Origin of the sequence: Pseudomonas sp. RGM 3321 (assembly GCF_022836805.1) — a bacterium.
In the GTDB taxonomy this organism is placed as follows: domain Bacteria; phylum Pseudomonadota; class Gammaproteobacteria; order Pseudomonadales; family Pseudomonadaceae; genus Aquipseudomonas.
This window is the reverse complement of sequence record NZ_JALHBH010000117.1, coordinates 84,843-108,013: the sequence shown is the minus strand read 5'-3', so window position 1 is coordinate 108,013 and position 23,171 is coordinate 84,843. Positions and strand designations below refer to the sequence as shown.

The following is a 23,171-nucleotide window of genomic DNA, read 5'->3' as shown; positions in this document are numbered from 1 at the left end:
TATGGCTTACACCCAGAAGCACCTTGATGCCGTCGAGGCAGCGATAGGGCGTGGCGAAAAGATCGTGCGTTACGCAGATCGGACGGTCGAGTACCGCTCGGTTGATGAACTGATCCAGGCTCGCGATCTGATTCGCACCAGCCTGACCAATGCTGCCGGTCCGCGCTCCCGCGTTGTCCGTCTTTACCATGGGGGCAAGGGCCTGTGAGTACTCGTTACCCCACGCTGACGCGCTCCGGCTTTGTCCTGCCCGAGCGCATGAAGGCCAGTTACGAAGGCGCTGCCGACGGTCGCCGATCTGCAACGTGGGACGCACCTGATACAGGCGTCAACAGCCTGATCATGCCTGCGCTGCGCAATTTGCGGTCTCGCTCCAGAGCGGCGGTGCGCAACGATCCGTATGCGGCCAATGCCATTGATCGCCGGGTGAGCAACCTGATCGGCACCGGCATTACCCCTCAGCCCAGGATCGCGGACAAGGAATTGCGCCGTATCTTTCAGGAGACGTGGGAGGACTGGGTGGATGAGTCCGATGCCGATCAGCTGACCGACTTCTACGGCCAGCAAGCCTTGATCGCCCGGACGGTCGAGCAGTCGGGCGAGTGCTTCGTCCGGTTACGACCCCGGCGGATGGATGACGGCTTGGCGGTACCCTTGCAGTTGCAATGCCTGGCACCCGAGTTCGTTCCGCATGACAAATTTGAGGTGACCAGCACCGGCAACATCATCCGCGCCGGGATCGAGTTCAACGGGTTCGGCAAGCGGGTGGCGTACTGGTGTTATCGCTCACATCCCAGTGACATGACGTCGATCAACGCCGGTTACAACATGCTTGTGCGCATCCCGGCCAGCCAGATGCTGCATATCTTTGAGCCGGTGGAGCCAGGCCAGCTTCGTGGTGTGCCTCGACTGGCACCGGTGCTGAAACGCCTGCGCAGTCTGGACAACTACGACGATGCTGTCCTGTTCCGTCAGGAGGTGGCCAACCTGTTCGCGGGATTCATTCGCAAGCCTGCTACTGACGGTCCGCCCATGCTCGACCCGTTGACGGGTGCGCCCATCAAGGTCGGGGGCGATGGCTTCACGCCGATGGTTGCGCTGGAGCCTGGCACGATGCAGGAGCTGCTGCCGGGGGAGGAGGTCGAGTTCTCGACACCGCCTGATGGCGGCAACAACTACCCCGATTTCATGCGTCAGCAACTGATGGCGGCAGCGGCCGGTGCGGGTTTGCCCTATGAACTGATGACAGGGGACATGCGCGGCGTCAACGACCGCACCATTCGTGTGGTGCTCAACGAGTTTCGTCGGCGTCTGGAGCAGCTGCAGTTCAGCGTTTATGTCCACCAACTGTGCCGTCCCGTCCGAGCGGCATGGATGGACATGGCGGTGTTGTCGGGTGCTTTGCAACTGGACGACTACGCGGCACGTCGCCGTGAATACCTGCGCACGCGCTGGGTACCGCAAGGCTGGTCCTACATCCACCCGGTGCAGGACGTGCAATCAAGAACGATGGAAATCAACGCGGGCCTCGCCTCGCGCAGTGAGATGTGCCTGCGCACCGGCACCGATGCCGAGATCGTGGACGAAGAAAACGCCGCTGACGCGGCTCGCGCCCGTGGACTGGGCCTCAACTACAGCACCTTGTCGGCGTTCGATGAGGACCCCGACGAGAAGGAGAACCCATGAAACCGCTGTTGCCGTTTCGCATTTTCAACAAGGCCCCGGTTGCCTTGGCAGTCGAAGATCAGAACTGGTACCGCATCAAGGCTGAAACCCAGGCCGAGCAGACCACCATCGAGATCTACATCTACGGTGAGATCGGCGGCTGGGGCATTACGGCCAATCAGTTCATTCAGGACCTGAAAGCCATTGATGACGGCGTGTCGCCAATTGTGGCGGCGTTCAACACCATCGGTGGCGATCTGTTCGACGGGCTGGCAATTCACAACGCGTTGAACCGGCTGGGTGAGCGCTGCACGGCGCGGATTGATGCGCTGGCGGCCAGTGCCGGGAGCGTTGCGGCCTGCGGCGCACACCGCATGGTCATGGCCTCCAACGCCATGTTGATGATCCACAACCCGTGGACCTACACAGCCGGTGATGCCGAGGATCTGCGCAAGGTCGCCGATGTGCTGGACCAGACGCTTGAAGCCATCATCGCGGCCTACAAGGCCAAGTCGCCGGACATCGACGAGGTCGAGCTGCGGCGCATGGTCAACGCTGAAACCTGGCTCACCGCGCCGGAAGCACTGGCACTGGGCCTGGCCGACGAGATCGGGGCGGGAGTCGAGGTCAAAGCCTGTCTGGGGCAGGGCGCTGTCATACAACGGTTCCGCCAGACTCCAAAGGCATTGCTCGATCAGCTCAATGCCGTTGAGCCCGAGCCCGAAGAGATTGTTCCGCCAGATGATCCTGTACCGGCAGACTCGGCGGCGTTGGCGCTGATGATCACAAAAGCCTGTGGCGCGGCGGGCATCAACAACCTGATCGAGCCTTTGATTGCGTCCACAAAGCTCGCCGATCAGGCCACGGTGCAGGCGGCGATTACCCAGGCCAAGGGCGTGCGCGACCTTTGCGTTGCGGCCCGCTTGCCTGAGCTGACTGCCGAATTCGTCAGCGCAGGTCTGGACAAGCAGGCCGTGCAGGCGCGTCTGTTTGAGAAGCTGGTCAGCAGTGGCAAGGGCTTTGAAATCGATAACAGCCTGCCGCTGCAGGACGATCCACCGGCCAAGGTCCAGGCCAAACAACCCGATCACCACGACATCTACGCGGCCCGCAGGGCGGCGCAGGGTGGCAAGAAAACGACCTCAACAGGAGCACGTCCATGACCATCAAAATGGAGCCTATCCATGCCGGTGAATTCCTTCTCTCCGAAGGTGCCGGAAACATCTCGCGAGAGTCGATCAACGTGGCAGCCAGTGAGGCCCTGAATGCGGGCCAGTTGCTGGGTCTGGTTGCAGCCTCCGGAGAGTTCGCGCCCTATGATCCGACCGCCGAAGACGGCAGCGAGATCGCCGCGGCGATTCTTTTCGCACCGCTTCCTGAGTCCGACATCGTTCGCCGTGGTCGCGCCGTCGTGCGACTGGCCGAGGTCGCAGAGACGCTGCTGACCGGTCTGGATCTGGACGCCGAAAAGGCGCTGGCCAAGCAGTTCATCTTCCTTCGCTGATCAATCTATCGGCCACAAACCTGATTCATTTTCGTTTATCCGACCCCGCCATTTGCGGGGTTTCGTTTTTCTGGAGAATACCCTCATGGCCGATATCGCCATTTTCGACGACGAAGCATTCAGCGTCTCCACACTCACCGCTGCCATCAACGAACAACCGTACCTGCCCGGTCGCATCAGTGGCCTCGGTCTGTTTCAGGAAGAGGGCATCGCGACCCTGACGGTGCAGATCGAAAAGGACGGCGACACCCTGGCGCTGGTCCCGGCTGGTGAGCGTGGTAGCTCCGGTCTTGTGGTCACCGGTACCAAGCGTCAGATGATCCCGTTCAACACCGTCCACCTGCCGGAGCGCTTCACTATCCGGGCGGATGAGATTCAAGGCATTCGCGCATTCGGTTCCCGTACTGAACTGCAGGCTGTTCAGGACGTGATCAACACCCGGCTGGCCCGTGCACGCCGCCAGCTCGACGCCACGCACGAGTTCCAGCGCATGGGCGCGCTCAATGGCCAAGTGCTGGATGCAGACGGCAAAACCGTGCTACTGGACATCTACGCGGCGTTTGGCGTGAAGCGTCAGAGCCTGTCCATGGGCCTCAACGACGCGAAAACTTCACTACGGGTGATGGCAGGCGAGGCGTTGGACATGCAGGAGGATGCGCTGGGCAGCGTAACCACTAGCGGCTCGCGGGCGTTCTGCGGGAAAAACTTCTGGAACAAGCTGATCGTTCATGATTCGGTCGAAAAGACTTACCTTAACTCGGCGCAGGCGTCGGAGCTGCGTGGTGATGCCCGCGAAAGTTTCGAGTTCGGTGGCATCGTGTGGGAGCGCTACCGTGGCAAGGTCGCCGGTATCGCTTTCGTGAATGACGACGAGGCGCTGCTGGTGCCCGAGGGTGTGCCGGACCTGTACATCTCGGCCTTTGCTCCAGCGGACTACATGGAAACGGTCAACACTCAGGGCATCCCGTACTACAGCAAGCTGGAGACGCTGCCGTTCGGCAAAGGCGTTGCCGGTGAAGCGCAGTCCAACCCGCTGCACCTTTGCACCCGACCTCGGGCGCAGATCCGCCTGACGTTGTAGTCATGGGATTCCGCGAACTGATCGAAACCCTTGATGACGCTGTGTTCGATGTGCTGAGCGACACGGCGTTCATTGATGGGCGCGAGGTTGCAGGCATGTTCTCGGCACCCTGGCTGCAGCCCAAGCTGGGTCGTATCAATACCGGGCTGCGTGAGCCGCACCTAGTCATTCGGGTAGCCGATGCTCAGGGCGTTGTTGAGCGTCAGCAGGTACGCATCGATCTGCCGGTGCAGGACGGTGGAGGCACGTACACGCTGATCCGTCAGGAGCCGGGTGGCGATGCGCTGGTCACGTTGATTCTGAGGATTAACCCATGAGTGGTGGCAGCTCCTTTCGACAGTCAGCCTCGCAGGGTGTGATCACTCTGCAACCTTCGTCCAGTGATCTTGAGGGCTTCAAAGACTTCGCGGCGCTCGTGCCCAAAGCAGCTGCTGCCGCGCAACGTCGTGCGATCAACAAGACACTGCGCTGGCTGCGTACCCACATTGCTAGGGCGGTGGGGCAAAAGGAACGCATTGCCATTGGTGTCGTACGCAAGCGCTTGCGTACGTACCCGGTCACCGGAAGTGCGATGCGTGGCAAGCTCTGGTTCGGTCTCAATGCCCTTGATGCTGCCAGTATCGGAAGAGCCCGGCAAACCCGTAGCGGTGCAACCGTTGCCGGTCGGCATTATCAGGGTGCTTTCTTCAAGAAGGTCTATGGCGACAGGCCTCATATCTGGATTCGTGCTGCGAGCAAGCATTACGACGAGGAGAACTACGGTATGGACACCTCATATCGCTCTGGCTGGATTTCCGAAAATGGCGGGCGCTTTCCACTTGCCAAAATCAAGGTGTCCATCGAGGACGCCCATTCTCCTTTCGAAGAGTGGGTGAAACGGGCTGATGAGCGCCTGCTGGAGATCCTCAAGCAGGAATTCAACTACGAACTTCAGAAGTACCTGAAAGGAACTGCCCGTGCCTGACCAAGCGTTCAATCTTGATTCGTTGTACGAGGCTATCGAACGACACATCAGCGCCGTGATTGCCGGGCTTGAGTACGTCGGCACCATGCCAGATATGCTTCAGCAAGTCGCCGTCCCGGCTGTGTTGATCGAACTGGTGGAGTTTGAGCCAGGCATTGATCAGGGCACAGGTGAAACAGCCCTGATCGCCCGGTTCGAAGCCCGAGTGATTGTGGGTTCAGAGCGTGAGCAATGCCAGCAGCAGGCAGCTTTCGCGGCCTCGCAGCTGGCTGTGCTGCTGAGGTTGCAAACCTGGGGGCTTGAGGTCGAACCCGCCGAGTTCGTGAGAGCCGCTCAGGACTGGTCGCGTCCGGAACTGGACGGTTATGCGGTCTGGGTGGTCGAGTGGACCCAAGGCATCTACCTCGGCGAGGAGGAATGGCCGTGGCCCAATGAGCCGCCTGGCACGCTGGTGTTTGCCTTCAGTCCGGACACCGGGCGTAACAACGAAAACCAGTACCAATCTCCTGAGGACATGTGATGAGTTATGCCTCAGCTGAACATGACCGCATGCTGGCCGGTGTTGTGAAGAATTGCTATGTCGTTGCACTGGACCTGGCCGCATCACCTCCGGTGTGTCGTGTTTCGGATGGTGATTGGGTCAGCGCATGGGTTCGCTGGCACAGCGTTGCGGCCGGCAAGGCGCGACACTGGCGGGCACCGACCCTTGGTGAGCAGGGCACCTTGCTCAGTGCCAGCGGTGACGTGTCGCAGGGCACGTTCATTCCGGGGCTGTATGGCAATGCCGGTGCTCAGCCTGATAACCGTGACCATGTCGAAGTCTGGCGCTTTGACGACGGAGGGTCGCTGATCTACGACTGGCAGGCCAAGACGTACACGATTGATCTGCCTAGCGGAACGATGACGATCAAGGTCGGGGCCAGCTCGGCAGTCGTCACCGACAGTGCGATCACCGCAAAAGCTGCCACGATCACCTTGGATGGCAATGTCACGATCAGCGGAACGCTCGCCGTAGTCGGTGATATCCATGGCGGCGGGCAGATTATCGACACAGGTGGCAACACCCCGAACCACAAGCACTGACCCGGCCCGCCATGCGGGCTTTTTAATGTCTGGAGATAACCCATGGCGACCGTAAAAATTGATAAGACTTCTGTTGATCAACCGACAGCACCAACAGGCCAAGTCACACCCACGGAGGAATCAGTCACGGACGCCGTGCCTCCTCCAGCGCTCGCTGTAGCGGTGCGGACGTATCGAGACACGCTGTTCACCTCGCGCACGCTGATTCTGCCGGATGACCGCACCCTGGCTGTCGCCAAGGGCATTGCCACGGCGCAGGCAGATGACACCGTCGCGCTGGAGTATCTGCGTGCACACCCGGACCTTGAACCGCTGGAGTAATTCATGATCGGAATGGATCGCCGTACCGGCCAGCCCGTCTCTGGCCTGGCGCACCTGCGGCAGTCCATCGAAGACATTCTTGGCACTCCCGTCGGCAGCCGCCGAATGCGCCCGGAGTACGGCAGCAAGATCCGGCGCTTTGTCGACCTGCCTGTGAACGATGGCTGGAAAAGCGCGGTGCAGGCCGAGGTGGCCAGATCGCTCGGACGTTGGGAACCTCGCCTGAGACTTGAGCGTGTCAGGGTGATTGCGGTCCTGAACGGCCAGGTCACCTTGGAGGTGCAGGGGACGTATCTGGGTGACAATGCGGTGTTGGAGGTGACGGCATGAGCTTGATTGAACTGTCGGCGCTGCCCGCGCCGCAAGTCCTTGAGGACCTGGACTTTGAAGAAGAGTATCAGGGTGAGCTAGCCGCCTTTCGCGAATACATGGGTGACAACTGGAGCGCCTTGCTGGAAAGCGACCCGGTCACCAAGTTGCTCGAACTGGGGGCTTACAGGCGGCTTCAGAACCGGGCGCGTGTCAACGACGCGGCAAAGTCATTGATGCTGGCATACGCCCAGAAAGCCGATCTTGATCAGTTGGCAGCCAACGTCAACCTCAAACGTCTGGAGATCCAGGCGGCAGACCCTGTTGCAGTGCCGCCGACCGCAGCTGTCATGGAAGAGGACGATGCGCTTCGGGAGCGCGTCCAGCTTGCGTACGAGGGGCTGACCACTGCTGGCCCGCGAAACAGCTACATCCTTCACGCACGCAATGCTTCCGGTCTGGTGGCCGATGCTACCGCCGAAAGTCCTTCTCCAGCCGTGGTGGTCGTCACGGTACTCGGGCTGGAAGGCAGTGGTGTAGCTGGAGCGGATCTGCTGGAGACGGTTCGGCTCAATCTCAGTGACGAGGATGTGCGTCCCCTGGGGGATCGTCTGATTGTTCAGAGCGCTGAGATTTTGTCTTACCGCATCAATGCTGTCGTCCACATGGTGGGAAGCGGGCCTGAAACTGAGGCGACTCTGGCTGAATGCAAGAACCGGCTGGGGTCCTGGGTCAATCCCAGGAGACGCTTGGGCCTTGAGGTGGCTCGATCCGGCATTGACGCGCAGCTGCACATCAGCGGCGTCGGTCGGGTTGATCTTCAGGGTTGGACGGACATCCGCCCGACCAAGGCGCAGGCCGCCTGGTGCGAAGCGTTCACCGTGACGCGGGGTAGTTGAGATGACCAGCTTGCTCCCCCTCAACAGTTCCCCGCTTGAGCGCGCCATTGAGGTTGCCACGGATGAAGTCACGAAGATTCCCTTGCGCACTCTGTACAACCCAAAGACCTGTCCCGCGCACTTGCTCTACCACCTTGCGTGGGCCTGGTCTGTGGACCGTTGGGATGATGGATGGTCTGAGCCGGTAAAGCGTGCAGCCATTGCCGCGTCGTTCTTCATCCATGAACGCAAAGGGACGATTGGCGCGATACGCCGAGTGGTTGAACCGCTTGGCTACCTCATCGATGTCCTGGAATGGTGGCAGACCGTACCTGAGGGAATTCCCGGTACTTTTGCGCTCAAGGTGGGTGTGCTGGACACCGGCATCACCGAGGCGATGTATCAGGAACTGACAGCCCTGATCGATGACGCCAAGCCTGTCAGCCGTCACATGCTGGAACTGGCCATCAGCCTTGAAACGACCGGCCGTTTCTACCTCGCCGCTTCGGTCTCTGAAGGCGACGAAATCGATGTTTACCCACCTGTACCGCGAGACATTGAAGTCACGGGGCATATGGGCCTGGGTGGGCGTGAAACCACTATCGATACTCTGGATGTCTTCGCATGATCGATCAGACTTCGCAATTCTTTGCCACCCTGACCAATGTCGGTGCGGCCAAGCAGGCCAATGCCGATGCCCTCGGCGTGCCTTGGAAAATAGCTCAAATGGGTGTGGGTGATGCCAATGGCACCGATCCGGTGCCCGATGCTTCACAGAAAAAACTGATCAACGAGCGCCGCCGTGCCCCGCTCAATCAGCTCAAGGTTGATCCAGCCAACAACGCGATCATCATCGCCGAGCAGGTTATCCCCGCAGAGGTCGGTGGTTTCTGGATTCGTGAAATTGGCTTGTACGACACGGACGGGGATCTGGTGGCGGTTGCGAACTGCGCGCCGTCCTTCAAGCCTTTGCTGGCACAGGGATCTGGGCGTACACAGATCGTGCGCATTAACCTGCTGGTCAGCAATACCAGCAACGTCGAGCTGCGCATTGACCCAACGGTTGTGCTGGCCACACGTTCCTTTGTGGACCTGCGGATTCAGGAAGAGCTTTCCAGGCTCGACAATAAACAATCGGTTCGTGCTGCCACGACCGGCCCGGTGGTCCTTGCTGGCATCCAGTCGGTCGACGGCGTTGCGCTTGTCGCAGGCGACCGGGTACTGGTGAAAAATCAGGCCAGCGGCAAAGACAATGGTTTGTACTCAGTCGTCGCGGGTGGTGCTTGGTTACGCGTTGTTGACGCGGATGTGAGCGTGGAGGTGACACCTAACCTGATGGTCAGCGTCGAGCAGGGTGACGCGTTGTTCGACACGCTTTGGCAGTTGACGACAAACGCGCCAATTACCTTGGGTACGACTGCGCTGGCGTTCGAGCAAGTGGCAGGTCCGACTGGCGTTCTGCCCGGAACTTACCACCGGGTCACGGTAGACCGGCGCGGCCTGGTGATGGCCGGTTTCAACCCGACCACCCTGGGCGGTTACGGGATCGCTGATGCTTACAGCAAAACGGAAATTGATGCGCGGGTGGCGGCGTTGCAGCCCAAGCTCGGGTTTGTTCCTGTGCAGCAGGGCACTGGCGCGGGCCAGCTGAACAATCAGGTCAGGCTCGGCTGGTCGGGTAGCGGGCTTAAGGCGGCGGTCGACAATACTGATTTAGGCAACCTCTGGTATTCGGGCAACTTTGATCCGGCCACCAAGGCCAACGTGGGCAGCACGTTGTTTGCTTACGGCATTACCGATGCCTACACCAAGGCTGAGGTTGACCAGCGAGTGTCCGAGCGGGCTTTAAGGGCAGAGGTCTATGCCAAAGCCGACGTTTACACCAAGGCTGAAACCGATGCACGGGATTCGCAACGACCGCTGGCGGACAGCATCACGAACATCGGGCTTGCGGCCAACGACCCTACGTCGCCCTATATGCGCCGCGCCAGTGACAACACGACGTATTTTCTTCAGACCAAGCTTGGCTTTGTTCCTGTCCAGCAAGGCACGGGTGCAGGCCAGTTAAACAACCTTATTAAAATCGGGTATACGTCGGCAGGCGTAGTCAAGTTGGCGGTCGATAACACGGACTTCGGGAATCTCTGGTATTCCGGCAACTTTGATCCGTCCAAAAAAGCCAACGTCGGCAGCACGTTGTTTGCTTACGGCATTACCGATGCCTACACCAAGAATGAAACAGACGCTCGTGACATGGAGCGGCCTTTAAAAACTGAGGTTTATGCCAAGGCCGATGTTTACACAAAGGCCGAAACTGATACACGCGTCGCGACACGACCTGTCGCTGACTCAATCACGCATGTGGGCTTTGCCGGAGATAACGCAGCCGCGCCCTACATGCGGCGCGCTGCCGACAGTGCGGTTTACTATCTGGTCAGCGACCTGAACCTCGGGGCCAAGGTTGCGGGGCAGGGGCTTACCGGCATTGGGCAATACGCATTTGCGCGAGTCATTACCGCCTACGGAAATTCAATTAACCAGGGCACTTCAGTCCCCGGCTCTAACCTTATTTTCAGTTCCACGGCTGTGGGTGATGGCACAAGTAGTAACTCCGGCGCTATCGCAATAGGTGTTTGGCGCGCCCACGGTGCTTTCAACAACACAGAGCGCACGCTCTTTCAACGAATCCAGTAGGTTCAACCATGTCCACAATATTAAGTGCCCGCAATCCATACTGGTCTTCTCAGGCCCGCACTACCATCGAATTGATGGTGGTTTTCGAGGGGCTGGTGGAAACACATGGGGAGTTACCGTTCACGGCGTCTCCCCACGATCCAGAGCCCCACGGTGTAGAACTTTACGAACGAGCCCTGGCGGGCGAGTTTGGTACGGTTCAAGACACGCCGATTGAGCTGGTGCGTGTGCAGGTCATGTGCGCTCGTGGTGATCGCTCTGCTGCGGCCACGGCCCGTATTGACGAGCTGATGACCGATTACCAGACAGTGCAGGATGCCGTAGCGTTAAAAATGGCCACCGACGAGCAACTCAAGGCGCTGCCTGCCGTTGAGGCCGAACTCAATGCGCAGCGTGTGTACCGCGTAAAGCTCGCCCAACTCGACACATTGCCAGGCTATCCGCTGGACTTTGAATGGCCGACGCCGCCTGCGAATCCGTTCGTGTACGAGCCGCCTGAGCCCGAAGGCTCTGCGCAGGATGCCCCTGACGACGAAGCGCCCAAGACCTGACGCCCTGCACTGACGGGGCGTTTTCTTTCCTGCTGTTCGCATTCCACCACCAACCCCGCTAATCGGGGTTTTTTCGTTTCTGGAGATCGTCTTATGAGTTTCTTCCACGGCGTGACGATGACGGCCGTCGACACGGGCGCACGTACCATTTCATTGCCCACGTCCTCGATCATCGGTCTGGTCGATACGTTTACCGAGGCTCCGGCCAACAGCGCCAAGGCCAATGACCTGGTGCTGATCACCTCCGAGCGTGAAGCCATTGCCGCCTTCGGCCCTGACTCGGCGATCACCAAAGCCTGTCAGGCGATCTACGTGCGGGCAAAGGCTGTGATCGTCGCCTGCGGCGTTGCCAAACTGGACGATGCAGCCCTGCAAACCTCCGCCATCATCGGCGGCGTGAAAGCAGATGGCACCCGTACCGGGCTCCAGGCACTGCTCGATGGCAAGAGCCGCTTCAATGCCCAGGCGCGATTGCTGATTGCGCCCAAGCACAGCTCGATTCTGGCGGTCGGTAAAGCGTTGACTGCACTGGCAGACAAGTTGCGGGCGCTACCGATCATTGATGGTCCCAACACCACTGACGAAGCGGTCATGGCGTACGCCAAGAACTTCGGTGGCAAACGTTCTTTCATGGTCGACCCCGGTGTCCAGTACTGGGATACCACCGCCAATGGGACGGTCGATGCACCTGGCTCTGCCTGGGTGGCGGGTCTTTTCGCCTGGACCGACGCGGAGTACGGCTTCTGGGCCTCGCCGTCGAACAAAGAGTTCGCAGGCATCACGGGCACCAAGCGGCCCATCGAGTTTCTCGACGGCGACGAATCCTGCCGGGCCAACCTGCTCAACAACGCCAATATCGCCACCATCATCCGCGATGACGGCTATCGCCTCTGGGGCAACCGCACCTTGAGCAGCGACCCCAAGTGGGCCTTCGTCACCCGGGTGCGCACCATGGACATCGTCATGGACGCGATTCTCTACGGGCACAAGTGGGCGGTGGACCGCTCGATCACTGCGACCTACATCAAGGACGTGACCGAAGGGCTGCAGGCGTTCATGCGCGACCTGAAAAATCAGGGCGCGATCATCAACTTTGAAGTGTTCGCAGACACCGAGCTGAACACGGCCAGCCAGCTGGAGCAGGGCAAGGTGTTCTGGAACATCCGATTCACCGACGTGCCACCTGCCGAAAACCCCAACTTCCGCGTTGAAGTCACCAATCAATGGCTGACCGAAGTGCTCGACTCTGCCGCTTAAGGAGCTGCAACGATGGCGATGATTCCCGAAACACTGAGCAACCTGAACCTGTTCGTGGACGGTGTCAGCTTCCAAGGCGATGTATCGAGCCTGACCCTGCCCAAGCTGACACTCAAGACTGAAGAACACCGTGCCGGTGGCATGGACTTGCCTGTCGAACTGGACATGGGCATGGAAAAGCAGGAAGCCAACTTCACCACCACGGGCGTGCGCCGTGAGTCCTTGAAGTTTTTCGGCCTGGCAGATGGCACTGCGTTCAACGGCGTATTCCGTGGAGCGTTCAAAGGCCTGAAAGGCAAGGTCACCCCGGTCGTGGTCACATTGCGTGGTCGGCTCAAAGAGGTCGACATGGGGGACTGGAAGCCCGGTGACAAGTCCGAGATCAAACATGCGGTCGCGCTCACCTACTACAAGTTGGAAGTGGACGGCCGTCTGATCTACGAGATTGATGCGCTGGGCATGAAACGGGTTATCGACGGTGTCGACCAGCTCGCGGCAGAACGTTCGGCCCTCGGCCTCTGATAGAAGGAAATTCCTGTGTCTCAAGCAATTACCAAACCGAGCTGGATGACTCTGACGGCCGACAGCGTTTCGGTGAAGCTGTCCAGGCCTGCCGAGGTCAACAGCGTTCAGGTGGACACCCTGACCCTGCGAGCCCCGACCGTGCGAGATGTGCGTGCTGCGCAAGCTGCGTCAAACGGTGATGCCGAACAGCGCGAGATCAACCTCTTCGCTTCGCTCGCCGAGGTGGGTGGCGGTGATCTGGAGCGGCTGCCGCTCAAGGACTACAACCGCCTGCAGGCGGGCTATTTTCGTCTGGTGCAAGACGACGAGCTTTGAGCCTGCACTTCAGAAGCTGGCGGCAAAGAGACTTGCAAAAGAGCTGGGCTTCTCGTCGGCGGAAATCATGTCCATGTCTTTCTCGGACATGATCTGGTGGCTCACGGACTGAGCCCATCCCAACATCTGAGGTGAGTGATGGCGAACAACCTGGCATTAGGGCTGGTGATTGGCGGCTCTGTCAGCTCCACCCTGGGTTCGGCCTTCAGTACCGTCGAAGGCCGTATCAAGAAGCTGGAGCAACAGGGTAGTCAGGCCAAGGTGTTGAGAAACACCATCGGCGAAACCATGCGTCTGCGTGATGAGTGGAAGAAAGCGCATGACAGCGGCGCGGCGTCGGCCTCTGGTTTGCTGCGCAAGCTTGAGAACAATCTCGACACGCTGCGTAAACAGGGTGTGCAGGTCGGTAAGCTCAGGCAGGAATATCAGTCCCTTGACCGTGTGGCCAGAAGCATGGACCTCAAGGTCAAGGGACACCAACAGATCGAGCAGGGCAAGGCCGGGCTCAAGTCGGGCATCGGCACCGCCGTCGCGGGTGTCGGTGCATTGGCCGTACCGACCAAGATCAGTGCCGACTATCAGGCGATCATCCGGGACATCGCGATCAAGGCCGGTGTGGCCAATAAGCCGCAGGAAGCGGAACTGACCACCTCGGTGATCAAGACTTCGCAAGACACGGGCATGGCGCGCAATGACGTGGCTGACCTGGTCAACAAGCTGGTCGGTGCAGGCATGAGCCTGGACAAGGCGCTGTCATACGCGCCGGTGGCTGCGAAGTTTGCGGTCGGGCAGGGGGCCAGCGGCACCGATACGGCCAACATGATTCAGGCGCTGCAGCAGAACGCCAAGATCACCGACCCTAAGATCATGGAGAAAGCCCTTGAAGCAGTCGCCATGCAGGGGCAGGCGGGTAGTTTCGAGGCCAGCGACATGGCCAAGTGGTTTCCGCAACTCCTCGCGGGCATGGGCAAGCTCGGTGTGACCGGCATGGATTCGGTGAGCCAGCTCGGCGCGATGCTACAGGTGCAGATGAAAACAGCCGGCGGCTCGGATGAAGCGGCCAACAACCTGAAAAACTGGATGGAGAAGATCGGCTCCACCGACGTGGTGAAGTCGTACAAGGACGTCGGTATCGATTATCAGGGCTCGCTGAACACGGGCATCCAAAAGGGCATGTCGACGCTTGAGTCCAGCTTTGCACTGGCTCAGCACTACATCGAAAAGACTGACCCTGAAAAAGCCAAAAAAATGAAGGAGGTCACGGCCAAGATCAGCAAGGAAGCTGATCCGAAAAAAGCGAAGGAAATGCTGGATTCGCTGGAGCAAGCACTGCGTACCGGCGATCTGTTCGCCGACATGCAGGTGAAGGCCGCGCTGACGGCTTACTCGCAGAACCGTGGCATGTACGAACAACTGAAAAAGGACGCTCAGAACGCTTCAGGGATTCTCGACAAGAACCTGGCCGAGCGTCGTGATACATCGTCGCAGATCTGGGCCGAGACGTTCCAGGCGGTCAACGACTCGATGCGCAGCATTGGTGACGCCATTCGTCCGGTCACTGACGCAGTCGCCAAAGGTATCACTGCAACAGCCAAGGAATTCACCACGCTTTCCGATAACGCCAAGCCTGTGGTCCTGGCCATCGCCTTACTCGGTGGCGGTTTGGTAGCCCTCAAGTCGGCTGCCGGTGCATTCAAAATCGGCAAGGGGTTGCTCAACCTCGGACGCGGTGCGTTAGGCGGCAACCCGAACAAGGTTCAGGAGGTCTTCGTCACGAACTCTGGCGATAGCGATGGCAAGCCCGAGGGCAAAGTCGGTGCGGTCAAAGGGCTGCTGGAGACTGGTCTCAAAGCCTTCAAGGGCAAGGATAAAGCCAAGGGCAAGGACAAAAGCAAGACTCAGGACGGTGACAAAGAAAAGCCTGATGGTGACGACGATGAGTCTGAGGAAGGCGGCAAGACAGGTTTTGATCCTGTCGAAACCGGCCTCAAGATCCTCGATATGTTCGGCGAAGGCAGTGGCGACGGCGATGGTGGCAAAGGCGGAGGCAGCAGCTCGGAGCCGCAGAAAGTCTTTGTGGTCAATGCCAATGCTTTTGGCGGTGGTTCAGATGCACCGGGTGATCAGCGTCGGTCTAGACGCGGCCGTCGCCGTGGCGGAGCGGGTGGTGCGGGTGGCCGTCGCGGCGGACCGCCTATGCCACCAAGACCCCCTGTTCCGCCTCCACCTCCACCCGTGCCTGCTGGTCGGTTGGCGCGGATGGCTGGAGCTGCCGGGAAGTTGGGCGGTCTTGCCAAGGTGGTTCCAGGTGCCAAGTTTCTGGACGCGGGCATGCTGGCTTTGGACACTTACCAGAATGCCGAAACTCAGGACGAGAAAGCCGAGGGCTACGGCGGCGCGGCCGGAGGACTGGCCGGCGCGCTGGCGGGCGGTGCGGCGGGTGCGGCCATCGGCTCCATCGTACCTGTTGTAGGCACGGCCATCGGCGGGCTGGTGGGTGCATTTCTCGGTGGCATGGGTGGGCAGGACGTCGGCGGCTTTCTGGGCAAAGCGCTGTTTGGCTCAGACGAAAAAGCTGAGGCTGTTGCTGACAAGTCGGATGATATCAAGCCGTCTGCTGCGCCTGGCGATGTGGTCAAAGCGATGGCGGCGGTTGGGCCACCCCAGGCGTTGCCTGCTGTCATCAAGGCCGCCGAGCAGAGTAAGGCTGTGCCCGCGAAGATTGATCAGCAATTTACCTTCTCACCGAACATGCCTGTCAGCGTACAGGGTGATGTGAAGGATCCGGCACAACTGGCACGAGAGATCGCGCCGTTTCTGCAGCGTCAATTTGAAGAGTTCAGTCGGCAGGCGTCAGCCCGTCAATTGTTTGATGACCCACATGTGGGGTGAGGAAAGGTCATGGCCTATGCAGAACAACTGCAGTCGTCGTTGAAGTACTTGGTTACCGCAGGGGAGGTAGGACGCCGTAGTCTGGATGACATGGTTGGCCCCTTGAATGGGGCCATCGGCGATATCACCGGGGCGGCTTCAGAGCTGGAGAACATCCCTTTCATCGGTCCGGCCATAGGCGCGAAGTTGCAGCGCACCATGCGTGGCATCAATGTCGCGCAGGCAAAGGTCGGTCAGGTGGTGGCGATGTACGGGCGTGCGACCAGCGCGGTTTCCCAGGTGCAAGAGCGTATTGGCACACTGAAAGAGCAAGCGTCCAAGGCAAGTGCGGCCATCAACCGGGTTGCCGGGAAGATCAGCCCGTCTCTGGGCAACATCGTGCCCACCGGCAGTTTTGCCTCGCAGGCCACACCGGCCCCGGAAGCGGTAAAGCCGTTTCCGCACTTGCTGATTATTCAGCCGCTCAAGCCCGAAGCGCAGCCTTACTACTTCAATCTGGACACCGCGGCGTTTGACGAACTGCGTCGGCAGACCGCGTTCCGCTGGGCCGGGCAAGAACGTCTGACACGCAGCATTGCGCAACAGGCGGTTGGGCTCGGTGACGACAAGCTGAGTTTGAAAGGGTCCATCTTTCCGGGCTTCAAAGGCGGGCTCAAGCAACTGAACACCCTGCGCAGCATGGGTCGTAATCTGCAACCGCTCAGCCTTACAACGGGCTATGGCGAGGTGCTGGGCAACTGGTGCCTGCTGAGTGTGGATGAAGAACAAAGCAACCTCCTGGCGGGGGGTATCCCTCGCAAGCAGGGCTTTTCATTGGAGTTTGTAAGCTATGGCGACGATCTGCAGAACGTCTAACGGGGATCTGCTCGACACTCTGTGTCAGCACTACTACGGGCACCTGAATGGCAGCGTCGAAGCGGTGCTGGATGCCAATCAGGGGTTGGCAGATGAGCCTCAGCCTTACCGGGCTGGCGTGCAGATCCTGCTGCCGGATCTGCTCACTCAGACCGAGGAAGTGATACAGCTCTGGGGTTAGCTGGCAACCGGTTCACATCCAACTTTTATCAACACTCGGCGGCGGATTCTTGTGAATTTGCCATGCCTGCTATGGCTATTAAGAAGGTCTCATGAAGCCTGCATTCCGAATCGTTGCGGATCGCACCGATATCACGGCCTTGATCAATGATCGTTTGTTGCTGCTCCGGACAAGTGACAAGCCAGGCATGGAGTCTGATGAGTTTGAGCTGCGCATCGACGACCGGGACGGCGCGGTCTCTTTACCTTCACGCGGTGCAGACATCGAGATTTACCTGGGTTACGAAGGGCAGCCACTGACGCGGCTGGGGCTTTACACCGTGGATGACATTGAGTTGTCCGGGCCTCCCGATACCTTGGTCATTCGCGGCAAGGCCAGCGATATGCGTGGCAGCGGTAGGACCACTCGTTCCGGTAGTTGGGAAGACGTCTCGCTGCAGCAAATCGTGAATGACGTCGCGACACGAAATAGCTGGAAGCCTGTGTGTAACGTCGCAACGAAGGTGCCCCGTGCTGATCAGCTTGACGAGTCGGACTACAACTTCATTACCCGGCTGGCCAAGAAGCACGACTGCACCGCCAAAGTCGCAGACGGCAAGTTGTTGGTGCTGCCCCGCCAAGGCGGCGAGAGCGCAAGTGGTAAGGCGTTAGGCGTTGTGATGATTCAACGGCATGACGTGGCGCGCTGGCAGTTTCGCCTGAGTGACAAGACTACTCAAAGAGCCGTGCAGACCAAGCATCAGGACAAAAAAACGGGAAAGCTGAAGGTGGTTGAGCTGACCAACGATCAGTCACCTGATGGCTTACCACCCGTTCACACCGACCGCCACATCTACCCGAACAAATCTGCTGCAGAGCAGGCAGCCAAGGCGCGCCTTGCCGCATTCAATCGCAGCACCGCAGGCGTGCGGCTGGAAATGGCCGGGCGCACCGATCTGTTCGCCGAGCGGATGGTCGACGCCCAGGGCTTCAAGGTCGGCCTGGATGGTGAGTACCTGGTCGACTCGGTCGAACAGGTATTCACCCAGTCCGGCTGGACCACCACGGTGGAGTGCAACGGCGGTAAATCCGGCAAGGCCAAAGCGAAGGGCAAGAAAAAGAAAGAGAAGAAACCGGTCAAAGTTGTACAGCTTTAACCGGCCAGATCAGCACCCACTTATCAGGAGAACCGCGCATGTCGATAACTACGCAGCAGTTGCTGCAGATACTTCCCAACGCCAGCTCCCGAGCTGGCGTTTTTGTTCCTGTCTTAAACGTTGCGATGAGCAAGTACGCGATCGTTACCAGATTGCGCATTGCCGCATTCATCGCCCAGATCGGCCATGAGTCTGGCCAATTGCGCTACGTCCGCGAACTGGGCAGCGATGACTATCTCGACAAGTACGACACTGGACGGCTGGCTGAACGCTTGGGCAACACGCCCGAGGATGATGATGACGGCCAGTTGTATAGGGGCAGGGGGCTGATTCAGGTCACCGGCAAAGCGAACTATGCGGAGTGTGGCGAAGCGCTGGGCTTGGATCTAATCAATCATCCGGAGCTGCTTGAGTTGCCTCAGCACGCCGCAATGTCGGCTGCGTGGTTCTGGCACCGCTCCAACCTCAACACGCTGGCGGACAAGGGGGATTACCTCACCATCACTAAGCGCATCAACGGCGGCACGAACGGCTTGGCTGATCGTCAGGCTCTTTATGAGCGTGCGTTGAAGGTTATCAAAGGCTGACCTCATCAACGCCACTAAGAGCGTAGGTCGCGCAAGTTTATTAAAAGAGAAAAGAGCGACCAGTCGTGATGCTTCAACATCACGCCTGGTCACCGTTCCCGCAGATTGCCCCTGCAAGTCCGGCCAAGGCTCTCGCTTCGTGCACAAAGCGGAGCGAGCCTAGCACCTGTTTATGCATACAGTAAAGGTCTTGCTTTCTATGTCCACACCCATCATCCCTTGGATGGGCGGCAAACGCCGCCTGGCCGACCGTCTTATCCCGCTGTTCCCACCCCACGAATGCTACGTCGAAGTATTCGCTGGCGGTGCGGCCCTTTACTTCATGCGCCCCCAGGCGGCTCCTGTTGAGGTCTTAAATGACATCAACGGAGACCTGGTGACACTGTATCGCGTCGTCCAAAATCACCTTGAAGAATTCGTTCGCCAGTTCAAATGGGCACTCAGCTCGCGCCAGGTATTTGAGTGGCAGAAGATGACACGCCCTGAAACCCTCACCGACATCCAGCGCGCTGCCCGGTTCTTCTACCTGCAGCACCATGCCTTCGCTGGTAAGGTGAGTGGTCAGACGTTTGGTACTGCCACGACCGGCCCTGCCATCAACCTGCTCCGGATTGAGGAAAACCTGTCTGCAGCTTGGCAACGTTTGTCGGGTACGTATGTGGAGAACCTGCCGTGGCAGGATTGCGCCGAGCGTTACGACCGGCCCCAAACCTTCCACTACTTGGACCCGCCTTACTGGCAGACGGCTGGATACGGGGTGGATTTTCCGTTTGAAAACTATGAGCGAATTGCCGACTTTATGCGACGCTGCAAGGGAAAGGTGATGGTTAGCATCAATGACCATCCTGACATACGACGCGTGTTTGAAGGCTTCCATTTTGAAACGGTCGACATTCGCTACAGCACGGCAAACCAGAGAAAGGGGAAGGCTGATGTCAGTGGTGAGTTGGTTATCATGAATTGGGAGCCTGTGGCGTTGGGCAGGTTGTTCTGATTTTTGTCCGTAGCCGGGCCTATAGTGACTGCACTTCCGGCAAAGGTTAATGTTAGAGTATGGTTTTGTAAGCAGGTCATGGATGAACATATGGACGAATTTTGCACGCCAGAGTCAAACAACAGTCCCACTTGGACCTTGCTTGATGTAATCATTTGGAAAGGGTGGCCCGAGCGATTGGGCGGTGGCACCGCTTATTCACGACGATTCAAAGATGCTTGGGTGGTTCATAATAAATCCTATATAAAGGCGGCAGCAGCTAAGTACTCACTCCCTATTGAGCTGTTGGCCGGAGTTTGTTGGATTGAGGTTGGCGGTGACCCCAATTTTGTGGACAGGCTTGGCTTTGAAATAAGGACTTTTGACCGCTTGGGTAACCGGCCACGCCTAATTACTAATCCCCCACTCAAAACCAGTTTTGGTTGGGTCAGCATCCAGCTTCGCACAGCAGCTGTTACTCTAGGGATGAATCCCGATGAAATGGATATCAGTCAACTTCGGAGCTTGGCTAACTGTATTGAAACTGATATCTATAATATTGATATTGCGGCAAAGCACCTGCGTATGCTTGCTGATTATGATCATTTTTCTTCCATCGGAATGGAGGAAGTGCGAATTATCGGCGCTCGGTATAATTGGGGTACAAGTCGGTCTTTGGATGAGCTTAAAAAGGATCTGAGTTACGGTAATTTCATCGTCAATTCTTGGTCTCACCTCAAACAGCTTACGATGTGATGAATATGAAACTTAAAAGCGTATTGCTGCGAATTTTTTTGTACGGTATTTATTTTTTCTGTCTGCTAATGTATGTGCTCTTTCAGGGCTCTGAATATGATTGGATGGATCCTAGTATGCTCGCGTCACCACCTGGTCTCACGCCATCACCTGATAATTTATCATTGCCGATTCACGATGAGTCTAATGACAGAGCGGTTTTTCGGGGCTTGGTCGTAACTATAGCTATCGTTGTGCAGATGGCTATTTGCTTTTCGCTATCTCGAAAAGAAGCAATAATTACTGTTATTCTATTTGGTGTCACTTTGCTATTATTCAGATAAGTCTGCAGCCCGCCCTGTCGTTGGGCGGGCTTCAGTTTCTAAAAAATGCCGCTGAGCTGAAAGTATTATTAATTAAGCAAAAGGCTTGTTTGCGGTCCTATCCCACCCGCCTGAGACGATACCGGCATTTCCTCCGTCAGCACGTCGCTGCTGAGCGTATTCGAATTTTATACGGCCATAGTTGAGCGTGATCATTTCCATTGGTAAGCCAGCATGTTCCGCGCCATTACCGCTAACAGTTGATATCAAGACTTCTTCAAGGACGATATCTAGATATTTGAACTTCTCGGTGCCTGCACGGTGTACGCGTATAGTTACTTTCTTGATATGCGAGCCTCGGCAGCAAAGCTCAAATAGTTTTGGTGTTGCTCTGTCTATATATTTACTTACTCTAAAGTCGCCCAGAGTCACGCCCCCTGCAGTCGCGCCCCCGCTAGATGAGGCAGTATTACTGATAGACTGAATTGCTTCGTAATGATAGGACAGCAGCTCTACCCAGCCTTTGTGGTCGTCATCAAGGGATTCGCCCTCTACACCTTCCACCTGCATAAATGCGTCAAAAGACATATCAGCTTCCTGCTTCAAAAAATTTGGGACCCTAGCCTAGCTTACGGAGCCCACCGATTGCCAGCATGGTCTCAGCCAGCGTCCGGAGAGTTTGCTGCAAATACACCGTTTCATTCGGGCGGTGCCGCTGTCGGGACGGATGAGATCCTGCCCTTGATTACGCACGTAGCCCACAGCCTTACCAACCTTGTACCACTCGAACTCGTCAACTGGCGTGCAGCGCACCCGTGCAATCTCGGCTGCACCGCTGGGCCGGTTGCGGGGTGGTCGACGCCCAGGGCCTCAAGGTCGGTCTCGCATTCATCGCCCAGATCGGCGATGAGTCTGGCCAGCTTCGCTATTTTCTCGAACTGGGCGGCAGCGCCTACTTGTCGAAGTACGATACCGGCAAGTTGGCGGAGCGCCTGGGTAACACGCCAGAGGCTGACGGCGACGGCCTGCTCTACCGTGGCCGCGGCCTTATCCAGATCACCGGCCGGGCCAACTACGAGGCGTGCGGCGAAGCGCTGGGCTTGGACCTGGTCAACCATCCGGAATTGCTCGAGCTGGCGCAGCACGCCGCGATGTCGGCGGCGTGGTTCTGGCACCGGGCAGCGCTGAATGCGTTGGCCGACAAGGGCGACTTCCTGACCACCACCAAGCGCATCAACGGCGGCTCCAATGGCCTGGCTGATCGGCAGGCGGTGTACGCCCGAGCGCTTGAGGTGCTGGTGTGAACACTGGAACCACGAAATCAATCCACTTTATGGCTGTTCTACTCTTTGTAGATTACGTCCTCGGGCTCTATTTTTAAATAACCTTTGAAGTCGAAGCCTTCACTGTCTTTTTTTAAGTAATGTTCTAGCGTTCGAACAGAGGTTGCTTCTGCATCAACTTTAAGTGCTCCTGTAAAAGGAGTTCCTATTTGTTTGGCGGCAGCTTGATATGCCGCAAGTACAAAGTGAGAGCAAAATGCACCACGTATGCGAGGTGAGTTCTCAAAAGCTTGAGCACCGTATTTCTCGCTGGCGGCCTTACCGCCGTTTTTGAAGCCTGAATTACGAACAACGCTTAGTACGCATTTTAGTTTCGAGTACGGAATTTTTTTGTCTGCACTCCACATCTGACCTATCTGAGCTGCCCAATCACCAAGATTTTTGTCTTTCGGAGAATAAACCTTATAAAGTCCCTGCTGAACTGGCCCCGACAAAGACGATTGCTGCTTTCCGCCTCGCATCTGAACGACCTCTGGATCCCCAGCACCATTCGGTTCTAGCTTGTCTGGATTATTCTGTGTTTTTGACCACATCACAGAATGCACCAGTGCTGGGTCTCCTTTGTTATTGCGTAGTGGAGACATGGATGGTAGTAGTTGGCCCGTTTTTATGATTTTGTGGGTTAAGCAGGTGTTGTCAGTTTGGTCAATTAGTATCAAAATATCGCCTGGCGAAAGATCTGATTTTTTAAGTTTTCCGTTAAATACGGCGGTAATACCTTGTACGGCATTTACCTCTTGTGCACTCGTATTAGGCGACTGAGATCGGACGTCGATGGGGGGCGGCGAGGTTGATGATGATGCTATCGCCGCATTAGCGTTGGTTGCACGATGAGGCTCTACCAAATGGCTTGGCATGGGAGTATTTGGGCTACCAACACGCATGATTACTAACTCCTAGGTTGAGTCTCCCTGTGTGGTTTTGCCCCTCGGATGGTTCCACAAATTCGCTTACAGGACGGGGTAACAGAAATGTGCCGACCACACCGCCGAACGCTGTG

General features: G+C 57.8%; 29 protein-coding genes. 27 read left to right on the top strand and 2 right to left on the bottom strand.

Going from position 1 to position 23,171, the window contains the following annotated elements; translation table 11 throughout:
• Position 1: 1 nt before the first annotated feature.
• The 26 genes from RGM3321_RS20715 (at position 2) to RGM3321_RS28525 (ending at position 20,849) form a co-directional block, all read left to right on the top strand.
• Positions 2–208, top strand: coding sequence for a hypothetical protein (locus RGM3321_RS20715; RefSeq protein ID WP_003377401.1), 207 nt, complete (start codon positions 2–4; stop codon positions 206–208).
• Positions 205–1,686 carry a phage portal protein gene (locus tag RGM3321_RS20710; protein WP_244394630.1) on the top strand — a complete coding sequence of 494 codons (1,482 nt, stop codon included), beginning with the start codon at positions 205–207 and terminating at the stop codon, positions 1,684–1,686. Before RGM3321_RS20715 ends, RGM3321_RS20710 begins: the two co-directional genes overlap by 4 nt.
• The gene (locus tag RGM3321_RS20705; protein WP_244394629.1) at positions 1,683–2,828 is read left to right on the top strand and encodes a head maturation protease, ClpP-related; all 1,146 of its coding nucleotides are present in this window, start codon (positions 1,683–1,685) and stop codon (positions 2,826–2,828) included. The genes RGM3321_RS20710 and RGM3321_RS20705 overlap by 4 nt, the downstream gene beginning before the upstream one ends.
• A complete protein-coding gene (locus RGM3321_RS20700; RefSeq protein WP_244394628.1) occupies positions 2,825–3,169 on the top strand; it encodes a head decoration protein in 345 nt (114 codons plus the stop codon). The genes RGM3321_RS20705 and RGM3321_RS20700 overlap by 4 nt, the downstream gene beginning before the upstream one ends.
• A gap of 85 nt (positions 3,170–3,254) precedes the next feature.
• Positions 3,255–4,250, top strand: coding sequence for a major capsid protein (locus tag RGM3321_RS20695; RefSeq protein ID WP_244394627.1), 996 nt, complete (start codon positions 3,255–3,257; stop codon positions 4,248–4,250).
• A gap of 2 nt (positions 4,251–4,252) precedes the next feature.
• Positions 4,253–4,567 carry a hypothetical protein gene (locus RGM3321_RS20690; RefSeq protein WP_244394626.1) on the top strand — a complete coding sequence of 105 codons (315 nt, stop codon included), beginning with the start codon at positions 4,253–4,255 and terminating at the stop codon, positions 4,565–4,567.
• Positions 4,564–5,214, top strand: coding sequence for a hypothetical protein (locus RGM3321_RS20685; RefSeq protein WP_024681179.1), 651 nt, complete (start codon positions 4,564–4,566; stop codon positions 5,212–5,214). The genes RGM3321_RS20690 and RGM3321_RS20685 overlap by 4 nt, the downstream gene beginning before the upstream one ends.
• Positions 5,207–5,734 (top strand): hypothetical protein, encoded by a 528-nt coding sequence (locus RGM3321_RS20680; RefSeq protein WP_244394625.1) that lies wholly within the window; start codon positions 5,207–5,209, stop codon positions 5,732–5,734. The genes RGM3321_RS20685 and RGM3321_RS20680 overlap by 8 nt, the downstream gene beginning before the upstream one ends.
• On the top strand, positions 5,734–6,297 hold the full coding sequence (locus RGM3321_RS20675; protein ID WP_244394624.1) for a phage baseplate assembly protein V: 564 nt from the start codon (positions 5,734–5,736) through the stop codon (positions 6,295–6,297). Before RGM3321_RS20680 ends, RGM3321_RS20675 begins: the two co-directional genes overlap by 1 nt.
• A 135-nt stretch (positions 6,298–6,432) precedes the next feature.
• Complete coding sequence (locus RGM3321_RS20670) at positions 6,433–6,618, top strand: hypothetical protein (protein ID WP_244394623.1); 186 nt, start codon at positions 6,433–6,435, stop codon at positions 6,616–6,618.
• Between the two features lie 3 nt (positions 6,619–6,621).
• Positions 6,622–6,948, top strand: a complete 327-nt coding sequence (locus tag RGM3321_RS20665; protein ID WP_007244785.1) for a GPW/gp25 family protein — start codon at positions 6,622–6,624, stop codon at positions 6,946–6,948.
• Positions 6,945–7,826, top strand: coding sequence for a baseplate J/gp47 family protein (locus tag RGM3321_RS20660; protein WP_244394622.1), 882 nt, complete (start codon positions 6,945–6,947; stop codon positions 7,824–7,826). Before RGM3321_RS20665 ends, RGM3321_RS20660 begins: the two co-directional genes overlap by 4 nt.
• A gap of 1 nt (position 7,827) precedes the next feature.
• Positions 7,828–8,433, top strand: coding sequence for a phage tail protein I (locus tag RGM3321_RS20655; protein ID WP_244394621.1), 606 nt, complete (start codon positions 7,828–7,830; stop codon positions 8,431–8,433).
• Complete coding sequence (locus RGM3321_RS20650) at positions 8,430–10,499, top strand: phage tail protein (protein WP_244394620.1); 2,070 nt, start codon at positions 8,430–8,432, stop codon at positions 10,497–10,499. Before RGM3321_RS20655 ends, RGM3321_RS20650 begins: the two co-directional genes overlap by 4 nt.
• An 8-nt stretch (positions 10,500–10,507) precedes the next feature.
• Positions 10,508–11,050: a tail fiber assembly protein gene (locus RGM3321_RS20645; protein ID WP_244394619.1), complete on the top strand. Its 543-nt coding sequence runs from the start codon at positions 10,508–10,510 to the stop codon at positions 11,048–11,050.
• Between the two features lie 93 nt (positions 11,051–11,143).
• On the top strand, positions 11,144–12,307 hold the full coding sequence (locus tag RGM3321_RS20640) for a phage tail sheath family protein (protein ID WP_244394618.1): 1,164 nt from the start codon (positions 11,144–11,146) through the stop codon (positions 12,305–12,307).
• Positions 12,308–12,319: 12 nt separating this feature from the next.
• Complete coding sequence (locus RGM3321_RS20635; protein WP_007247634.1) at positions 12,320–12,829, top strand: phage major tail tube protein; 510 nt, start codon at positions 12,320–12,322, stop codon at positions 12,827–12,829.
• Between the two features lie 15 nt (positions 12,830–12,844).
• Positions 12,845–13,147, top strand: coding sequence for a phage tail assembly protein (locus tag RGM3321_RS20630; RefSeq protein WP_024681171.1), 303 nt, complete (start codon positions 12,845–12,847; stop codon positions 13,145–13,147).
• Between the two features lie 138 nt (positions 13,148–13,285).
• On the top strand, positions 13,286–16,039 hold the full coding sequence (locus RGM3321_RS20625) for a phage tail tape measure protein (protein ID WP_244394617.1): 2,754 nt from the start codon (positions 13,286–13,288) through the stop codon (positions 16,037–16,039).
• Between the two features lie 9 nt (positions 16,040–16,048).
• Positions 16,049–16,894 carry a phage tail protein gene (locus RGM3321_RS20620; protein ID WP_057443159.1) on the top strand — a complete coding sequence of 282 codons (846 nt, stop codon included), beginning with the start codon at positions 16,049–16,051 and terminating at the stop codon, positions 16,892–16,894.
• Positions 16,869–17,075, top strand: a complete 207-nt coding sequence (locus tag RGM3321_RS20615; protein ID WP_053486282.1) for a tail protein X — start codon at positions 16,869–16,871, stop codon at positions 17,073–17,075. Before RGM3321_RS20620 ends, RGM3321_RS20615 begins: the two co-directional genes overlap by 26 nt.
• Positions 17,076–17,166: 91 nt before the next feature.
• Positions 17,167–18,210 (top strand): contractile injection system protein, VgrG/Pvc8 family, encoded by a 1,044-nt coding sequence (locus tag RGM3321_RS20610; RefSeq protein WP_244394616.1) that lies wholly within the window; start codon positions 17,167–17,169, stop codon positions 18,208–18,210.
• A 38-nt stretch (positions 18,211–18,248) separates the two neighbouring features.
• Positions 18,249–18,797, top strand: coding sequence for a glycoside hydrolase family 19 protein (locus RGM3321_RS20605; protein WP_244394615.1), 549 nt, complete (start codon positions 18,249–18,251; stop codon positions 18,795–18,797).
• A 199-nt stretch (positions 18,798–18,996) separates the two neighbouring features.
• A complete protein-coding gene (locus RGM3321_RS20600) occupies positions 18,997–19,791 on the top strand; it encodes a DNA adenine methylase (protein ID WP_244394614.1) in 795 nt (264 codons plus the stop codon).
• 90 nt (positions 19,792–19,881) lie between these two features.
• Complete coding sequence (locus tag RGM3321_RS20595) at positions 19,882–20,526, top strand: hypothetical protein (RefSeq protein ID WP_244394746.1); 645 nt, start codon at positions 19,882–19,884, stop codon at positions 20,524–20,526.
• Positions 20,526–20,849: a hypothetical protein gene (locus RGM3321_RS28525; RefSeq protein ID WP_244394613.1), complete on the top strand. Its 324-nt coding sequence runs from the start codon at positions 20,526–20,528 to the stop codon at positions 20,847–20,849. The genes RGM3321_RS20595 and RGM3321_RS28525 overlap by 1 nt, the downstream gene beginning before the upstream one ends.
• Positions 20,850–20,921: 72 nt before the next feature.
• Here RGM3321_RS28525 and RGM3321_RS20585 read toward each other — a convergent pair whose 3' ends face one another.
• Positions 20,922–21,416: a type VI secretion system tube protein Hcp gene (locus tag RGM3321_RS20585; RefSeq protein WP_244394612.1), complete on the bottom strand. Its 495-nt coding sequence runs from the start codon at positions 21,414–21,416 to the stop codon at positions 20,922–20,924.
• A 227-nt stretch (positions 21,417–21,643) separates the two neighbouring features.
• Between RGM3321_RS20585 and RGM3321_RS20580 the strand changes: the two genes are divergently transcribed.
• A complete protein-coding gene (locus RGM3321_RS20580; RefSeq protein WP_347880980.1) occupies positions 21,644–22,132 on the top strand; it encodes a glycoside hydrolase family 19 protein in 489 nt (162 codons plus the stop codon).
• Between the two features lie 38 nt (positions 22,133–22,170).
• On the opposite strand, the gene RGM3321_RS20575 is transcribed toward RGM3321_RS20580, so the two are convergent.
• Positions 22,171–23,055 carry a hypothetical protein gene (locus RGM3321_RS20575; RefSeq protein WP_244394611.1) on the bottom strand — a complete coding sequence of 295 codons (885 nt, stop codon included), beginning with the start codon at positions 23,053–23,055 and terminating at the stop codon, positions 22,171–22,173.
• Between the last annotated feature and the right edge of the window lie 116 nt (positions 23,056–23,171).

What these genes read in the sequence shown, in the direction of transcription:
- RGM3321_RS20715 (WP_003377401.1), top strand. Translation starts at nt 2, where the DNA reads ATGGCTTACACCCAGAAGCACCTTGATGCCGTCGAGGCAGCGATAGGG.
- RGM3321_RS20705 (WP_244394629.1), top strand. Translation starts at nt 1,683, where the DNA reads ATGAAACCGCTGTTGCCGTTTCGCATTTTCAACAAGGCCCCGGTTGCC.
- RGM3321_RS20700 (WP_244394628.1), top strand. Translation starts at nt 2,825, where the DNA reads ATGACCATCAAAATGGAGCCTATCCATGCCGGTGAATTCCTTCTCTCC.
- RGM3321_RS20695 (WP_244394627.1), top strand. Translation starts at nt 3,255, where the DNA reads ATGGCCGATATCGCCATTTTCGACGACGAAGCATTCAGCGTCTCCACA.
- RGM3321_RS20690 (WP_244394626.1), top strand. Translation starts at nt 4,253, where the DNA reads ATGGGATTCCGCGAACTGATCGAAACCCTTGATGACGCTGTGTTCGAT.
- RGM3321_RS20685 (WP_024681179.1), top strand. Translation starts at nt 4,564, where the DNA reads ATGAGTGGTGGCAGCTCCTTTCGACAGTCAGCCTCGCAGGGTGTGATC.
- RGM3321_RS20675 (WP_244394624.1), top strand. Translation starts at nt 5,734, where the DNA reads ATGAGTTATGCCTCAGCTGAACATGACCGCATGCTGGCCGGTGTTGTG.
- RGM3321_RS20665 (WP_007244785.1), top strand. Translation starts at nt 6,622, where the DNA reads ATGATCGGAATGGATCGCCGTACCGGCCAGCCCGTCTCTGGCCTGGCG.
- RGM3321_RS20660 (WP_244394622.1), top strand. Translation starts at nt 6,945, where the DNA reads ATGAGCTTGATTGAACTGTCGGCGCTGCCCGCGCCGCAAGTCCTTGAG.
- RGM3321_RS20655 (WP_244394621.1), top strand. Translation starts at nt 7,828, where the DNA reads ATGACCAGCTTGCTCCCCCTCAACAGTTCCCCGCTTGAGCGCGCCATT.
- RGM3321_RS20650 (WP_244394620.1), top strand. Translation starts at nt 8,430, where the DNA reads ATGATCGATCAGACTTCGCAATTCTTTGCCACCCTGACCAATGTCGGT.
- RGM3321_RS20645 (WP_244394619.1), top strand. Translation starts at nt 10,508, where the DNA reads ATGTCCACAATATTAAGTGCCCGCAATCCATACTGGTCTTCTCAGGCC.
- RGM3321_RS20640 (WP_244394618.1), top strand. Translation starts at nt 11,144, where the DNA reads ATGAGTTTCTTCCACGGCGTGACGATGACGGCCGTCGACACGGGCGCA.
- RGM3321_RS20635 (WP_007247634.1), top strand. Translation starts at nt 12,320, where the DNA reads ATGGCGATGATTCCCGAAACACTGAGCAACCTGAACCTGTTCGTGGAC.
- RGM3321_RS20625 (WP_244394617.1), top strand. Translation starts at nt 13,286, where the DNA reads ATGGCGAACAACCTGGCATTAGGGCTGGTGATTGGCGGCTCTGTCAGC.
- RGM3321_RS20620 (WP_057443159.1), top strand. Translation starts at nt 16,049, where the DNA reads ATGGCCTATGCAGAACAACTGCAGTCGTCGTTGAAGTACTTGGTTACC.
- RGM3321_RS20615 (WP_053486282.1), top strand. Translation starts at nt 16,869, where the DNA reads ATGGCGACGATCTGCAGAACGTCTAACGGGGATCTGCTCGACACTCTG.
- RGM3321_RS20610 (WP_244394616.1), top strand. Translation starts at nt 17,167, where the DNA reads ATGAAGCCTGCATTCCGAATCGTTGCGGATCGCACCGATATCACGGCC.
- RGM3321_RS20605 (WP_244394615.1), top strand. Translation starts at nt 18,249, where the DNA reads ATGTCGATAACTACGCAGCAGTTGCTGCAGATACTTCCCAACGCCAGC.
- RGM3321_RS20600 (WP_244394614.1), top strand. Translation starts at nt 18,997, where the DNA reads ATGTCCACACCCATCATCCCTTGGATGGGCGGCAAACGCCGCCTGGCC.
- RGM3321_RS20595 (WP_244394746.1), top strand. Translation starts at nt 19,882, where the DNA reads ATGGACGAATTTTGCACGCCAGAGTCAAACAACAGTCCCACTTGGACC.
- RGM3321_RS28525 (WP_244394613.1), top strand. Translation starts at nt 20,526, where the DNA reads ATGAATATGAAACTTAAAAGCGTATTGCTGCGAATTTTTTTGTACGGT.
- RGM3321_RS20585 (WP_244394612.1), bottom strand. Translation starts at nt 21,416, where the DNA reads ATGTCTTTTGACGCATTTATGCAGGTGGAAGGTGTAGAGGGCGAATCC.
- RGM3321_RS20575 (WP_244394611.1), bottom strand. Translation starts at nt 23,055, where the DNA reads ATGCGTGTTGGTAGCCCAAATACTCCCATGCCAAGCCATTTGGTAGAG.